We start from the raw sequence: 14544 nt of genomic DNA on the forward strand, positions 1-14544 counted from the left end.
ACTTCCTGCCGAACCAGAGCGATGCCGAAAGAATTCTTGTCAATGCGCCAGCGGGCGCCCTTCGAAGTACGTCCGGAGCACCACGGTGGAGCGCGTCGACACGCTCGCCTCGCGGCGGATGACGCCGAGCAGGTCCTCCAGCGCCGACGGCGAGGGCACCCGCACCAGCAGCAGGTAGTTCGCGTTGCCCGCGACGGACCAGCACGCCTCGATGCCAGGCACGTCGCGCAGCCGGTCGGGGGCGTCGTCGGCCTGCGACTGGTCCAGCGGCGTGATCTCCACGTACGCCGCGATGGGCAACCCCACGGCGTCGGGGTCGACGACGGCGCGGTAGCCGGTGATCACGTGCCGCGCCTCCAGCTTGCGCACCCGTGCCTGCACGGCGGACTGCGACAGCCCTGTCACGCCCGCGAGCGCCGCCAGGGTCGCGCGCCCGTCCTCGCGCAGCGCGCGCACGAGCGCCCGGTCGACGTCGTCCAGCGTGCCCTCGCTCATCCCGCCACCTCGGCGGACTCCAACCAGGCCATCTCGAGCTCCTCCTTCTCGGCGCCGAGCTCCCGGAGGCGCTCGTCGAGGGCCGCCACCGCGGTGTAGTCCGTCGGGTCGGCGGCGATCTGCTCGTGCAGAGTGTTCTCCTCGTCCGCGATCCGAGCCAACCTCCGCTCAATCCGTGAGATTTCCTTCTTGGCGGCCCGCACCTCCGCCGTGGAGGCCCTCGACGACGTCGTCGCAGGTCGCGATGCGGAAGCGGCGGCACCTGCGGCGGCCGGCGGGGCGTCCGCGGGCGCGGCGGCCGGGGACGTGCCCGAGGCACCCGCCCGCCGCAGCTCGAGGTACTGCTCCACCCCGCCCGGCAGGTCCCGCAGCGCGCCGTCGCCCAGCAGCGCCCACTGCCGGTCGCACACGCGCTCCAGCAGGTACCGGTCGTGCGAGACGACGATCAGCGTGCCGGGCCAGCCGTCCAGCAGGTCCTCGACGGCGGCGAGGGTGTCGGTGTCCAGGTCGTTGGTGGGCTCGTCGAGCAGCAGGACGTTCGGCTCCGAGACGAGCAACCGCAGCAGCTGGAGACGCCGCCGCTCGCCGCCGGACAGGTCGCGCACGATCGTGTGCGCCCGCTCGCGGGTGAAGCCGAGGCGCTCGGTGAGCTGCCCGGCGGTGAGCTCCTTGCCGTCGACGACGACGGTGCGCTTCTCGCGGTCGACGACCTGCACGGCGGTGAGGTGGCCGACGTCGTCGAGCTCGCCGACGTCCTGCGTCAGCTCCGCGACGTGCACCGTCTTGCCGCGCCGCACGCGCCCGGAGTCGGGCTCGCGGCGCCCGGCCAGCAGGGACAGCAGCGTCGTCTTGCCCGCGCCGTTGACGCCGACCACGCCGTAGCGGTCGCCGGGGCCGAGGCGCCACGTGACGTCGTCGAGCAGCACGCGCCGGCCCGCCGCGTCGCGCGGCCCGGCCTCGTGACCCTCCCGCGCGGGGACGGTGACGGTGACGTCCTCGAGGTCGAGCACGTCCTTGCCGAGGCGGCGGGTGGCCATCTGCGTGAGCTCGAGGGTGTCGCGCGGCGGCGGCTCGTCGTCGATCAGGGCGGCCGCGGCGTCGAGCCGGAACTTGGGCTTGGACGTGCGGGCGGGCGCGCCGCGCTTGAGCCACGCGAGCTCCTTGCGAAGCAGGTTGTTGCGCTTCTCGGCCGCCGTGGCGGCCTGCCGCGCACGCTCGGCGCGCGCCAGGATGTACGCCGCATACCCGCCGTCGTACCCGTCGACGCCGCCCGACCCGTCGCCGCGCACCTCCCACGTCCGGGAGCAGACCGCGTCGAGGAACCAGCGGTCGTGCGTGACGACGACCAGCGCCCCGGTGGCACCCGGGCGGCCGTAGCGGGCGGACAGGTGCTCGGCCAGCCAGGCGACGCCCTCGACGTCGAGGTGGTTGGTGGGCTCGTCGAGCAGCAGCACGTCCGGGTCCTCGACGAGCAGCGCCGCGAGCGCCACGCGGCGGCGCTGCCCGCCCGACAGGGTCGACGCCGGCTGGTCCAGGTCGAGGTCCGCCAGCAGGCCGGCGTGCACGTTGCGGATGCGGGCGTCGGACGCCCACTCGTGCGTCGCGTCGTCGCCGTGCACCAGGTCGCGGATCGTCGCCGCGTCGTCGTCGACGTCGCGCTGCACGAGCATGCCGAGCCGCGAGCCGCCCACCCGGGTGACACGGCCGGTGTCGGGCGCCTGCGTGCCCGCGAGCAGGCGCAGCAGGGTCGACTTGCCCGCCCCGTTGGGGCCGACGACGCCGATGCGGTCGCCGTCGTCGAGCCCGAGCGAGACGTCGCGGAGAAGGGTGCGGGTGCCGATGGTCAGCGCGATGCCGTCCGCGCCGAGGAGATGTGCCACCCGACGAGGGTAGTCGCCCCTTCGAGCACGCGATCCGTCGCCTGCTCGAAGGGGCGGGGGCTCAGTACAGGATCGACGCCTTGCCGCGCGGCCACGCGAGGGTGGCGTAGATCTGCACCATGGCCGCCTGCTCGAGCAGCTCGGTGTGCTCGTCACCGGCGTCGAACAGCCCGGTCCCGGAGTCCCGCGCCTCGCGCCACTGCGTGTCCGCGTAGTCCGCCATCGCGTCGCGGTAGGTGTGCCCGCCCGTCACCGACTCCAGGAGCAGCAGGTTCTTGAACCAGATCGAGTTGAAGAACATGGGCTGGCCGGCCAGACGACCCTCGGTCACGTAGAACCGGTACGAGGCCGCCGCGATCGCCTCCGCCTTCTCCAGGTAGCGCTCCTCGCCCGTCGCCTCGTACAGCAGCGTGTACGTGCCCACCGGGACGCCCTGGTTGTACGACCACTGCGTCCGGTCGATCGACCCGTCGAGCTTGACGTTGTCCCAGTACAGGCCGTTCGGCGCGAGCAGGTGCTCGTCCGTCCAGCCGACCATCCGCTCGGCCCAGTCGAGGTAGCGCTCCTCGCCGGTGAGCATGTACAAGCGGGTGGCGAGCTGCGCGCCGGGCATGGTGGACACGGTGTTGCGGTCGGTGCTCCACGGCGCCTGCGTCCAGAAGACGCCGCCCGGCGCCGGGTGGTCCGGGTCGGTGTCCCAGCCGGAGACGACCAGCTCGAAGATCTCCTCGGCCCGCTCGAGGGCCGCCCGGTCGCCCGTGGCCAGGTGCTGCTGCACCTTGGCCAGCGCGACCCACTCGTTGTCGTCGTAGAAGATGTCGCCTCCGTCGCCGTACGGGGCGCGGGCGTAGGAGTCGTACGCCGGCGGCCCGGTCGTGCCGCCGTCCGCGTTCCAGAACCGCTCCTGGCCCACCGACCGGTCCGCGAGGTCGTCGGTGAACGACCGGCCCGCCCGCCCGGGCATCCCCGTGAGGTCGAGCGTCGCGACGTGCGCCTGGGAGAACGGCCACTCGTACGAGTACGGGCGGTCCTCGGCGCCGGACGGGTAGCGCTCCCGGTAGAGCCCCGACCCGTCGTCCACGTACAGGTGCTCCTGCATCGCCTCGTAGCTGGCCACGGCTCGGGCCTGCTGCGTGCGCGGCGACGTGCCGCTCCCGTCCTCCGACGCGGACGCGGGCACCGCCGCGGCCAGGACGCACGCCAGCGCGGCGACCGTCCCGACCGATCTCGCCCCGGCTGCTCTGGTGAACCTCATCGTTCGCTCCTCTGCTCGGTGGTGCTCGGCTCGGTGGTGCCCGGTCCCCGCGTGGCGGTGCATGACGTCAGCGGCGCACGCGCAGCGTGACCACCTGGAACGGCGTCAGCTCGAGGAGCACGTCGTCGCCGTCGCGGTGCGCGGCGTCCAGCGGCCGCTCCAGCAGGTCCGTCACGACCACGCCGGTGTGCTCGAACGCCGGCGTGACACGGGCCCGGGCGCGGCCGCCGCGGCTCTCGTAGAGGCGCACGACGACGTCGCCGCTGCCGTCCTCGGCGAGCTTGACGGCCTCGACGACGACGGCGTCGTCGTCCACCGAGAGCAGCGGCTCGACGCCGTGGTCCCCCGCGACGACGCGCTCGGGCAGGTTGAGCGCGTAGCCGTGGCGGACGGCGTCGTCGATGCCGGCGCCGACGACGAGCTCGCAGGTCAGCTCGTGCTCACCCTGGTCCGCGTCGGGGTCGGGGAACTTCGGCGCGCGCAGCAGCGAGAGCCGGACGGTGGTGCCGCGGGCGCCCTGGGCGTCGGTCGCGTCGGCGGTGCGGGTCCGGGTGATGTCGTGCCCGTACGTCGAGTCGTTCGCGACGGCCACGCCGAAGCCCGGCTCCCCCACGTGGACCCACCGGTGCGCGACGGTCTCGAACCGGGCGTGGTCCCACGACGTGTTGACGTGCGTGGCCCGGTGCACGTGCCCGAACTGGATCTCCGACGTCGCGCGCTCGGCGCGCACGTCGAGCGGGAACGCGAGCTTGAGCAGCTTCTGCCGTTCGTGCCAGTCGACGCGGGTCGTGATGCGCAGGCCGCGCCCGGCGACGGGGAGCGCGAGGTCCTGCTCGACGCGCGACGACCCGACCTCGCGCAGCACGCGCACCACCGGCCCGGACGCGCCGTCGGCGACCTCGATCTTCGCCGCGTCGACGAGGTCGGTCGTGCTGCGGCGGTAGTGCTCGTCGATGTCCCACGCCTCCCACTCGTTGGGGACGTCGCGGTGCAGCTGGAGCAGGTTCGCCCTCGCGCCGGGCAGCACGGCCTCGCGCCCGCTCGACCGGTCGACGGCGGACACGACGTGCCCGTTGCCGTCGACGACGACGCGCACGAGGTCGTTCTCCAGCACCCAGCCGTCGCCCTCGGCCACGGGCGTCACGGTGCCCGCGCCGCGCGCCGCGTCGAGGGCCGTGCCGCCGAGCGCCGCGACGCCGTCGCGCGCGAACGGCCCGGCGTTCACGGCCACCGGCCGCTCGCCCTCCCCGACCAGCGCCCGCAGCGCGTCGTCGACGATCTCCTCGAGCTCGCGGGCCACCTCGGCGTAGTTGCGCTCGGCCTCGCGGTGCACCCAGGCGATGGACGACCCGGGCAGGATGTCGTGGAACTGCTGCAGCAGGACGGTGCGCCACAGCCGCTGCAGCCGCTCGGCCGGGTAGTCCGCGCCGACGCGCACGGCCGCCGTCGCCGCCCACAGCTCGGCCTCGCGCAGCAGGTGCTCGCTGCGGCGGTTGCCGCGCTTGGTGCGCGCCTGCGACGTGTAGGTGCCCCGGTGGTACTCGAGGTACATCTCCCCCGTCCACGTGGCCGGGTTCGCGTACTCGGCCCGGGCGGCGTCGAAGAAGGACTGCGAGTCGGACAGCTCCACCTTCGGCGACCCCTCGAGGTCGCGCGTGCGCCGGGCCGCGGCCACCATCTCCCGGGTGGGGCCTCCGCCCCCGTCGCCGAAGCCGAACGGGACCAGCGACGTGTTCGCGCGGCCCTTCTCGGCGTACTGCCGCTCGGCCCGCGCGAGCTCCTCGGCGGTCAGCTCCGAGTTGTACGTGTCCACGGGTGGGAAGTGCGTGAACACCCGCGACCCGTCGATGCCCTCCCACCAGAACGTGTGGTGCGGCATGGTGTTGGTGTCGTTCCACGAGATCTTCTGCGTGAGGAAGTTGTCGCTGCCCGCCAGGCGGGCGAGCTGCGGCAGGGCCGCCGTGTACCCGAAGGAGTCCGGCAGCCACACCTCCTTCGGCTCCACGCCCAGCTCCTCGATGAAGTACCGCTTGCCGGCCACGAGCTGGCGGGCCAGCGCCTCGCCGCCCGGCATGTTGGTGTCCGACTCGACCCACATGCCGCCCACGGGCACGAACCGACCCTCGCGCACACGCTCGCGGATCCGCTCGAACAGCTCCGGGTAGTGCTCCTGCACCCACGAGTACTGCTGCGCGGACGAGCAGGCGAACTTCACGTCCGGGTCCTCGTCCATGAGCGCGAGCACGTTGGAGAACGTGCGCGCGCACTTGCGCACGGTCTCGCGCGTGGGCCACAGCCACGCGGAGTCGATGTGCGCGTGGCCGACGGCGTGCACCCGGTGGGCGGACGCCGCGGCCGGTGCGGCGAGCGCGTCCACGAGCGCCGCGCGGCCCGCGGCCGCGGTGCCGGCGACGTCGTCGGGGTCGACGGCGTCGAGCATGTCCTCGAGCGCGCGCAGCACCTCGGCCGCGCGCGGGCTCGCGGCGGGCAGCACCCGCACCAGGCCGTGCAGGGCGCGCACGTCCTGGAGCAGCTCCCACACCGTCTCGTCGACGAGGGCCACGTGCATGGTGCGCAGCGCGTAGATCGGGTCCGGCCCGGAGGTCTCCCAGGCGCCCATCGGCGTGGGCCGCGTCCACGCGCCGCCCGGCACGTCGGGGTTGGCGGCGGCCTCGACGTACACGTCGACGCGGCCGTCGGCGTCGAGCGCCTGGCCGGCGACGAGCGGCACGTGCTGGTTGCGCGGCTCGACGGCCTTGACGATGCGGCCGTCGGGGGTCCAGGCGGTGCCCTCGGCCTGGAAGCCCGGGCCCGCGCCGGTGAACCCGAGGTCCACGACGAGCTCCACGCGCGTCCCGGCGGGCGCCGCGTCCCCCGACCACTCCGCCGGCACGGCGCCCGTCACGTGGAACCACGTCGTGTCCCACGGCCGCCCCCAGGGAGAGCCGATCGCGAACGGGGCGTACGTGGCACGCGCCGCCTCGGCGAAGGGCACCGGCTCCCCGCCGACGGTCCACGCCTCGACGTCGAGCGGCCGGGTCTCGCGCAGGACGGCGGGCTCCAGCCAGTCGCGGGTGAACCGCTCGAGGCGCGCGGTGGTGCGGGCGGTGGTGTCGTGCATGGATCAGGCTCCTGATGACGGGGCGGGCGGTGGGACGGGCGCGGTCAGCCCTTGACGGCGCCGGCGAGCGCGAACGAGCCGCCGGACAGCCGCGAGACGAGCACGTACAGGCCGACGGCCGGAAGGGCGTAGAGCATCGAGTACGCCGCGAGCTGGCCGTAGGCGACCGAGCCGTACTGGCCGAAGAACGCGAAGATGCTCACGGCCGCCGGCTGCTTCTCCGGCGTCAGCAGCAGCACGAAGGGGACGAAGAAGTTCCCCCAGGCCTGGATGAACACGAAGATGAAGACGACGGCGATGCCGGGCCGCATGAGCGGCAGCACGATGGTGCGCAGGGTGGTCATGGCCGACGCACCGTCGGTCCAGGCCGCCTCCTCGAGGGAGATCGGCACGGAGTCCATGAAGTTCTTGGTCATCCAGATCGCCATGGGCAACGACGTCGCGGCCATGAAGAACGTGGTGCCGGCCAGGGAGTCGAGCAGGTTGAGCCGCACGAACAGCGAGTAGACCGGCACCATCATGGCCGTGATCGGCAGGCAGGTGCCGAACAGCACGGCGTACAGGAACGGCTTGTTGAAGCGCATCCGGTAGCGCGACAACGGGTACGCGGCGAGCACCGACGCGACCACGGTGATGAGGCCCGTGCCCGCGGACAGCACGAAGGCGTTCGCCAGCGGCACCCACGTCTGCTCGGGCGTCATGACGGCCGTGAAGTTCTCGAGCGTGAACGTCTCCGGCAGCCCGACGGCGAGGGTGGCGCTCGGGTCCAGCGACGCCAGCACGATCCAGCCGAGGGGCAGCAGGAAGCACAGCCCGACGACGACGAGCACGACGTTCGACAGGATGCGCACCGTGCGCGGCCCGGGGGCGGCGACCGACGGCGTCGACCGCCGTCGCGCGGGGCGCGCGCCGGCGACGTCGGGCACGGGCGAGGGGACGGACGCCGGGGCGGCGGTCTGGGCCATCAGTCGACCTCCGGCTTCAGGCTGCGGATGTACACGACGGAGAACACGGCGCCGATCACGAGCATCACGGTGGCGATCGCCGTGCCGTAGCCGACCTGGGCGAACTTGAACGCCTCCTGGTAGGCGAGGATCGGCAGGGTGGAGCTGTCGGTGCCGGGGCCGCCGCCGGTCATCACGTAGATGAGCGTGAACACGGACAGCGTCTGCAGCGTGGTGAGCATGAGGTTGGTCGAGATGCTGCGGCGGATGGTCGGGAGCGTGACCCACACGAGGCGCTGCACCCCGTTGGCCCCGTCGACCGTCGCGGCCTCCGTGAGCTCGGGCGGCACCTCCGCGATCGCGGCGGAGTAGACCATCATCGAGAACGCCGTGCCGCGCCAGACGTTGGCGAGGATGACGGCGAGCATCGGGTACTGGAAGAGCCAGTCCGGGCCGGTGATCCCCACGCCCGCGAGCAGCGAGTTGAGCGTGCCGTCGGCGTGGAAGAACGCGTAGGCGGCGAAGGCGGCCACGATCTCGGGCAGCACCCAGGCCGTGACGACGAGCGTCGAGACGACGGCGCGCACGGGCTTCAGCGCGGAGCGCATGAGCATCGCCAGCCCGAGGCCGGCCACGTTCTGCCCGATCACCGCGGACGCGAAGACGAACAGCACCGTGAGCCACAGGGCCTTCGGGAAGTCGGGGTCGCCGAGCAGCGCGACGTAGTTGTCCAGGCCGACCCACTCGGGGTTCGCCGCGTTCGGGCCGGTGAGGGCCGCGTTGGTGAACGAGCCGTAGAACGACCACACGACCGGGCCGAGCATGAACAGCGCGAGCAGGGCGACGGCGGGCAGCATCGGGACGAGGCGGCCGGCGGTGCGGCGCGCGTGCGCGCGCCGCACCGGCGACGGCCCCGCCCCCGGCCCGCCGACGGGGGCGGGGGCGAGGGTGGTGGTCACGTCGTCAGCCGTTCGTCGTGTTCTCTTCGCCGACCTGGGCGATCACGGCCTCGTCGTACACGGCGGCGGCCTCCTCGGGCGTCTGCTGCCCGGTCATCACCGACTCCATGGCGACCTGGATCGCGTTGGAGATCTGCGCGTAGTCGGAGGTGGCGGGGCGGAAGTTCGTCACCTCGACGAGGTCGGAGAAGAACGGCACCGTCGGGTTCGCCTCGGAGTACGACGGCTCCTCGGCGACGTCGGTGCGCACCGCGATCTGGCTGTTGTCGATCGCGAACCGCAGCGAGTGCTCCTTGTCGAGCGCGTGGGTCAGCACGTCGAACGCGACGTCAGGGTTCTTCGACCCGGAGCCGATCGCCATCGTCCAGCCGCCCGACATGCTCACCGCGCCGGGGGCCTGGCCGTCCTGGGTGGGCATCGCGGCGGTGCCCATGACGTCGGTCCACTCGGGCCAGGGCGCCGTGCCCTCCTCGAGCCACGTGCCGGGCATCCACGAGCCGTCCAGCGAGATGCCGAGCTTGCCCTTCGGCAGCCACTCGGCCGAGACCGTGTTGCCGACGTTCGGGTCGAGCGCCTGCTGCGGCGTCGGGGCGAGGCCCTCCGTGTAGATCGTCCTGATGAAGTCGAGCGAGTCGACGAACTCCTGCGACCCGACGATCCACTTCGAGGTGTCGGTGTCGTAGAGCGTGCCGCCCGTGCCGTACAGCAGCATCTCGAAGCCCTGCATCGTGGCGCCCTCGCCCATCGGCTTGCCCGAGTAGACGTTGAGCGGGATGACGTCGGGGTCCGCCTTCTTGATCGCCCGGGCGGCCTCGAGCAGCTCGTCCCAGGTCTTCGGGGCCCAGTCCTCGGGGAGCCCCGCCTTGGCGAGGACCTCCTTGTTGAACCACAGCCCGCGGGTGTCCGTGCCCATCGGGACGCCGTAGGTCTTGCCGTCGTCGCCCAGCCCGGCCTGCTTGGCCTGGTCGACGAACTGGCCCCAGTCCTCCCAGTCGGCGAGGTAGTCGTCCATCGGCAGCAGGTAGCCGGCCTCGACGTCCGACTTGATCATGAACGTGTCCTCGTACATGAGGTCGGGCGCCGTCCCGGGCGCGCGGTTCATGAGCGCGAGCTTCGTGAAGTAGTCGTTCTGGCTGGCCTCGATCGGCACGAGCTCGATCGTGACGTCCGGGTTCTCCTTCTCGTACTCGGCCTTGACGTCCTTGAACAGCTCGTCGGCCTGCGTGAAGTTCCCGAACTTCTGGTACGCGATCTTGATCGTCGCGTCCCCGCTGCTGCCCTCGCCGCCCCCCGAGCCGCAGGCTCCGAGGGTGAGGACGAGCGCCGTGACCGCGGATCCCGCGGCAAGGGTTCGTGCCAGTCGCATGCTGCTCCTTTGCCCACATGAGTGGCCCGACGACGCCGGGCCGGCTGACGTGAATAACTCAAGCGAATTGAGTTAATGCTGTCAAGCGCTCACGAGGCCGGAGGGTCGCGGGGTGAAGAGCCCGTCGAGCACGAGGCTCGCCGCACCCACCGCCCCGACGTGGTCGCCGACGGCGGAGCCCAGCACCTCGACGGCGTGCACCTCGCGCAGCGTCGCCTGCAGGGTGAGCTCCCGCCGCACGACGGGCAGGTAGTGCGGGGCCAGCCGCGCCCACGCCGGGCCGCCGAAGACGACGACCCCCGCGTCGACGAGGTCGGCCACCACGGTGATCCCGCGCGCGACCCGTCGCGCGCTCGCCACGAGGATCCCCGCGGCGGCCGCGTCGCCCTCGGCCGCGGCCCGGCACAGCGTCGTGAGGGCCGCGTCGAGCTCCGCCGGCGTCGACGCCGGGGTGCCCGCCGGCAGCACGCCCCCCGCGACGGCCTCGGCGACGAGCGTCGCGGGGGCGGCGGAGACGCCGATGCACCCCCGCTGGCCGCAGTCGCACCGCGGGCCGTCGTTGTCGACCATCAGGTGGCCGACCTCGCCGGCGTTGCGCGACGATCCCGCGAGGAGCTCGCCGTCGTGCGCCACCGCCACGGCGACGCCGAAGCCGGTGTAGAAGAAGAGGGACGTGCCGCGCAGCATCCGGTTGCCGCGCCACAGCTCCGCCACCATCGCCGCCGACACGTCCTTGTCCAGCACGACGTCGAAGCCCGTCGCGGCGGCCAGCAGGTCGCGCACCGGCACCTCTTCCCAGCCGTCCAGGAGCGGCGGGCGGATCACCGTGCCGGCGGCGAGGTCCACCGGCCCCGGCGCCGCCACCCCCAGCCCCAGGACGGCGGAGCGCTCGATACCGGCCCGGTCGAGCATCCCGGCGGCCGCCGCGGCGACGGCCCCGGCCACGGCCTCGGGGCCGGCCGGCGTCGGCTCGACGACCTTCTCCACCGTGCGGCCGTCGAGGTCCACGAGCACCGACGTCACCACCACCGGGTCGATGTGCACGCCCAGCGCGTAGGCCCCCTGCGGCTCGAGGTAGAGCATCGTGCGGGGCTTGCCGCGGCCCTCGGCCCGGCGCTCCCCCTCGACGACGTAGCCCAGCGCGATGAGCCGCGCCACGATGTTCGACACCGCCTGGAGGGACAGCCCGGTGCTCGCCGCGAGCTCGCTGCGGCTCGTGCCGTCGGGCGCGCGCCGCACCTGGTCGAGCACGACCATCTGGTTGAAGTCGCCCACCCGCGGCAGGTTGGTCCCGCGTCGCACCGTGTCCTCACCTCGCCCGTCCGACTGGTCGCAGCGTAGACGTCCGGCGCGGGGAAACGTTCTCCAAGGCCGCCTGCCGGCCCGCTACAGTGCAGCCCGACACCGCGCCGCTGCGGTGGCCCCGCAGGAAGTCCCCGGAGGAACCCGATGGCCCAGTTCGACCTGCCCGTCGCCGAGCTCGAGGCGTACGTGCCCGAGATCGACGAGCCCGCCGACTTCGACGCGTTCTGGGAGCAGACCCTCGTCGAGTCGCGCGCGCACGACGACGCCCCGACGCTAGAGCGCGCGGACACCGGCCTCACGGAGCTCGTCGTGGACGACGTGACCTTCCCGGGCTTCGACGGGCAGCCGGTCAAGGCGTGGCTGACGCGGCCTGCGCGCCACGACGCCGCGGCCGACGGCCCGCTGCCGGCGGTCGTCGAGTTCGTCGGCTACGGCGGCGGGCGGGGGCTGGCGCACGACCACCTGGGCCTCGCCGCCGCGGGCTACGCGCACCTCGTCATGGACACCCGCGGTCAGGGCTCGGGCTGGGGCCACGGTGGCGACACCCCCGACCCGGTGGGCAGCGGCCCCGCCTCTCCCGGCTTCATGACGCGCGGCGTCCTCGACCCGCACGAGCACTACTACCGGCGCGTCTTCACCGACGGCGTGCGCGCCGTGGACGCCGTGCGCCGCGTCGAGGGGATCGACCCCGCGCGCGTCGCCGTCGCCGGCACGAGCCAGGGCGGTGGCATCGCGATCGCCGTCGCCGGCCTGGTGCCCGACGTCGCCGCCGCCGTGCCGAACGTGCCGTTCCTGTGCCACTACCGCCGCGCCGTGCAGATCTCCGACGCGTTCCCGTACGGCGAGATCACGCAGTACCTGTCCGTGCACCGCGAGCACGAGGACGCCGTCTGGCGCACGTTCTCCTACCTCGACGGCGTCTCGTTCGCCCGCCGCGCCCGCGCGGCGGCGCTGTTCTCGACCGCCCTGCGCGACGACGTCTGCCCGCCGTCCACGGTCTACGCCGCGTACAACCAGTGGGGCGCGCTGGGCGGGACCGCACCGGACACGGCGATCGACGTCTACCCCCACAACCGCCACGAGGGCGGCCAGGGCTACCGCTTCGCCCCGACCCTCACCTGGCTGGCCAAGCACCTCTGACCGCCGAGGTAGTACCAGGCCAGCCGAGGTAGTACGAATCTCGCCGAGGTAGTACGGGCATCTAAGACATACCTCGCATACCACCTGCGCTCGGGCACTACCTCGACGGGAGGGGCACTACCTCGGCAGGTTTCGTACTACCTCGCGGAGAGGGGTACTACCTCGGCGAGATGGGTACTACCTCGGCAGGTTCGGTACCACCTCGCGGTCAGGGCAGTAGGCGGGCGCCGTGCGCGGGGCCGGAGGTGCACCACACGGAGTCGGCGACGCCCTCGGCGGTCCAGGACGCGGCGACGGCCAGCGCGTGCTGGCGCGACCGGGCGAGCGCCGCGACGGTCGGGCCGGAACCGGAGACGAACGCCCCCAGGGCGCCGGCCTCCCGCGCGACGGCGATGGTGCGCTCCAGCTCGGGGCGCAGGGCGAGCGCGGCGGCCTCGAGGTCGTTGTGCAGGGCGTGCCCGAGGGCGTGCGCGTCGCCGGCGCGCAGCGCCTGCATCAGCCCGGTGTCCTCGTCGAGCCCCGGCTCGTCGACGGCGTCGTCCGGGCCGGTCAGCTCGTCGAACCGGTCGTAGACGGCCGGCGTCGACAGGCCCTCGGCCTGGGCGGCGAACACCCAGTGGAACTCGCCGCGGGTCATGGCCGGCGTCAGCAGGTGGCCGCGCCCGGTCCCGACGGCGGTGTGCCCCAGCAGGGCGAACGGGACGTCCGAGCCGAGGCCCGCGGCGAGCGTCGCCAGGTCGTCGCGGCTCAGACCGGTCTGCCACAGCGCGTCGCAGGCCACCAGGGTGGCCGCGGCGTCCGCGGAGCCGCCCGCCATGCCCCCGGCGACGGGCACGCCCTTGGCCAGGTGCAGCGCGACGTCCGGCGCCACGCCGACCTGGGTCGCCAGGGCCTCGGCGGCACGCCAGGCGAGGTTCGTCCCGTCGACGGGCACGAGCTCGGCCTGCGGGCCGTCCACGGTGATCGTCACGCCGGCGCCCTCCGGCACCTGCGTGGCCGTCACCTCCTCGTAGAGCGCCACGGCCTGGAAGATCGTCGACAGCGGGTGGTAGCCGTCGGCCTGCCGCGCGCCGACGCGCAGCGACAGGTTGACCTTGCCGGGCGCGCGGACCCGGACGGACGGCGACGGGGCGGCGGCGAGATGCGTCACGCGTCCACCGTGCCCGCCGCGACGGGAAGCTGCTCGGCGATGCGCGCGAAGTCCGTGACCTCGAGCCGCTCGCCCCGCAGCCCGGGGTCGACGCCCGCGGCGCGCAGCGCCTCCTCGGCGGCGGCGCCGGAGCCGAACGTGCCGGACAGGGCGGCGCGCAGCGTCTTGCGGCGCTGGGCGAACGCGGCGTCGACGACGGCGAAGACCTGCTCGCGCGTCGCGGTCGTGACGGGGGGCTCGCGCTTCTCCAGCGCCACGAGGGCGGAGTCCACGTTGGGCTCCGGCCAGAACACGTGCCGGCTGACGTTCAACGACCGGCGCGCGTCGGCGTACCAGGCGGCCTTCACCGACGGCACGCCGTACGTGCGCGACCCGGGGCCGGCGGCGAGCCGGTCGGCCACCTCGGCCTGCACCATGACGAGCACGCGCTCCAGGCTCGGGAACCGCTGCAGGAAGGTCAGCAGCACCGGAACGGCCACGTTGTAGGGCAGGTTCGCGACGAGCGCCGTCGGCGCCTCGCCCGGCAGCTCGGTGACCTCGAGGGCGTCGGCGGGCACCACCTCGAAGTCGGCGTCGGGGGCGTGCTTGCGCACCGTCTCGGCGATCTGACCCGCCAGCACCGGGTCGATCTCGACCGCGACGACCGAGGCCCCGGCTTCCAGCAGGCCGAGGGTCAGCGACCCCAGCCCAGGGCCGATCTCCACGACCCGCTCCCCCGGTCGCAGCCCGGCCGCGCGGACGATCTTGCGCACCGTGCCGCCGTCGTGCACGAAGTTCTGCCCGAGCTGCTTGGTGGGGCGGACGCCGAGGCGCCCTGCCAGCTCGCGGATCTCCGCAGGGCCGAGCAGGGCGCCAGGGGTGTTCGTCATGGGGGCGAGTCTATTCGTCGGCCCGCGGCCGACGACTCAGGACGGGCGACTCAGGACGGG

11 protein-coding genes are annotated in these 14544 nt (G+C 73.5%); 1 reads left to right on the forward strand and 10 read right to left on the reverse strand.

The features are described from left to right. Positions 1–39: 39 nt before the first annotated feature. From ACFCZN_RS08985 to ACFCZN_RS09020, 8 genes are all read right to left on the reverse strand, one after another. Positions 40–495, reverse strand: a complete 456-nt coding sequence (locus ACFCZN_RS08985) for an Lrp/AsnC family transcriptional regulator (RefSeq protein ID WP_430556545.1) — start codon at positions 493–495, stop codon at positions 40–42. Then, positions 492–2375, reverse strand: coding sequence for an ABC-F family ATP-binding cassette domain-containing protein (locus tag ACFCZN_RS08990; RefSeq protein ID WP_429764438.1), 1884 nt, complete (start codon positions 2373–2375; stop codon positions 492–494). The genes ACFCZN_RS08985 and ACFCZN_RS08990 overlap by 4 nt, the downstream gene beginning before the upstream one ends. Before the next feature lie 61 nt (positions 2376–2436). Beyond that, the gene (locus tag ACFCZN_RS08995) at positions 2437–3630 is read right to left on the reverse strand and encodes a glycoside hydrolase family 76 protein (RefSeq protein ID WP_430556546.1); all 1194 of its coding nucleotides are present in this window, start codon (positions 3628–3630) and stop codon (positions 2437–2439) included. 67 nt (positions 3631–3697) lie between these two features. Further along, the gene (locus ACFCZN_RS09000; RefSeq protein WP_430556547.1) at positions 3698–6751 is read right to left on the reverse strand and encodes an alpha-mannosidase; all 3054 of its coding nucleotides are present in this window, start codon (positions 6749–6751) and stop codon (positions 3698–3700) included. 44 nt (positions 6752–6795) lie between these two features. After that, positions 6796–7716, reverse strand: a complete 921-nt coding sequence (locus ACFCZN_RS09005; protein ID WP_430556548.1) for a carbohydrate ABC transporter permease — start codon at positions 7714–7716, stop codon at positions 6796–6798. Then, positions 7716–8654, reverse strand: coding sequence for a carbohydrate ABC transporter permease (locus tag ACFCZN_RS09010; protein WP_430556549.1), 939 nt, complete (start codon positions 8652–8654; stop codon positions 7716–7718). The genes ACFCZN_RS09005 and ACFCZN_RS09010 overlap by 1 nt, the downstream gene beginning before the upstream one ends. A gap of 4 nt (positions 8655–8658) precedes the next feature. Then, on the reverse strand, positions 8659–10020 hold the full coding sequence (locus ACFCZN_RS09015; RefSeq protein ID WP_429764434.1) for an ABC transporter substrate-binding protein: 1362 nt from the start codon (positions 10018–10020) through the stop codon (positions 8659–8661). An 81-nt stretch (positions 10021–10101) separates the two neighbouring features. Continuing rightward, the gene (locus ACFCZN_RS09020; protein WP_429764433.1) at positions 10102–11322 is read right to left on the reverse strand and encodes an ROK family transcriptional regulator; all 1221 of its coding nucleotides are present in this window, start codon (positions 11320–11322) and stop codon (positions 10102–10104) included. A 147-nt stretch (positions 11323–11469) separates the two neighbouring features. Here ACFCZN_RS09020 and ACFCZN_RS09025 point away from each other — a divergent pair, with 147 nt between their 5' ends. After that, positions 11470–12465, forward strand: coding sequence for an acetylxylan esterase (locus ACFCZN_RS09025; protein WP_430556550.1), 996 nt, complete (start codon positions 11470–11472; stop codon positions 12463–12465). A 208-nt stretch (positions 12466–12673) separates the two neighbouring features. Here the strand turns inward: ACFCZN_RS09025 and ACFCZN_RS09030 are convergent, their stop codons facing one another. Then, positions 12674–13615 carry a 4-(cytidine 5'-diphospho)-2-C-methyl-D-erythritol kinase gene (locus ACFCZN_RS09030; protein ID WP_429764431.1) on the reverse strand — a complete coding sequence of 314 codons (942 nt, stop codon included), beginning with the start codon at positions 13613–13615 and terminating at the stop codon, positions 12674–12676. Then, positions 13612–14484, reverse strand: a complete 873-nt coding sequence (gene rsmA / locus ACFCZN_RS09035) for a 16S rRNA (adenine(1518)-N(6)/adenine(1519)-N(6))-dimethyltransferase RsmA (protein WP_430556551.1) — start codon at positions 14482–14484, stop codon at positions 13612–13614. Before rsmA ends, ACFCZN_RS09030 begins: the two co-directional genes overlap by 4 nt. Positions 14485–14544: the final 60 nt, after the last annotated feature.

It is taken from the genome of Isoptericola sp. NPDC056134 (assembly GCF_042264825.1).
GTDB lineage: Bacteria > Actinomycetota > Actinomycetes > Actinomycetales > Cellulomonadaceae > Isoptericola > Isoptericola nanjingensis.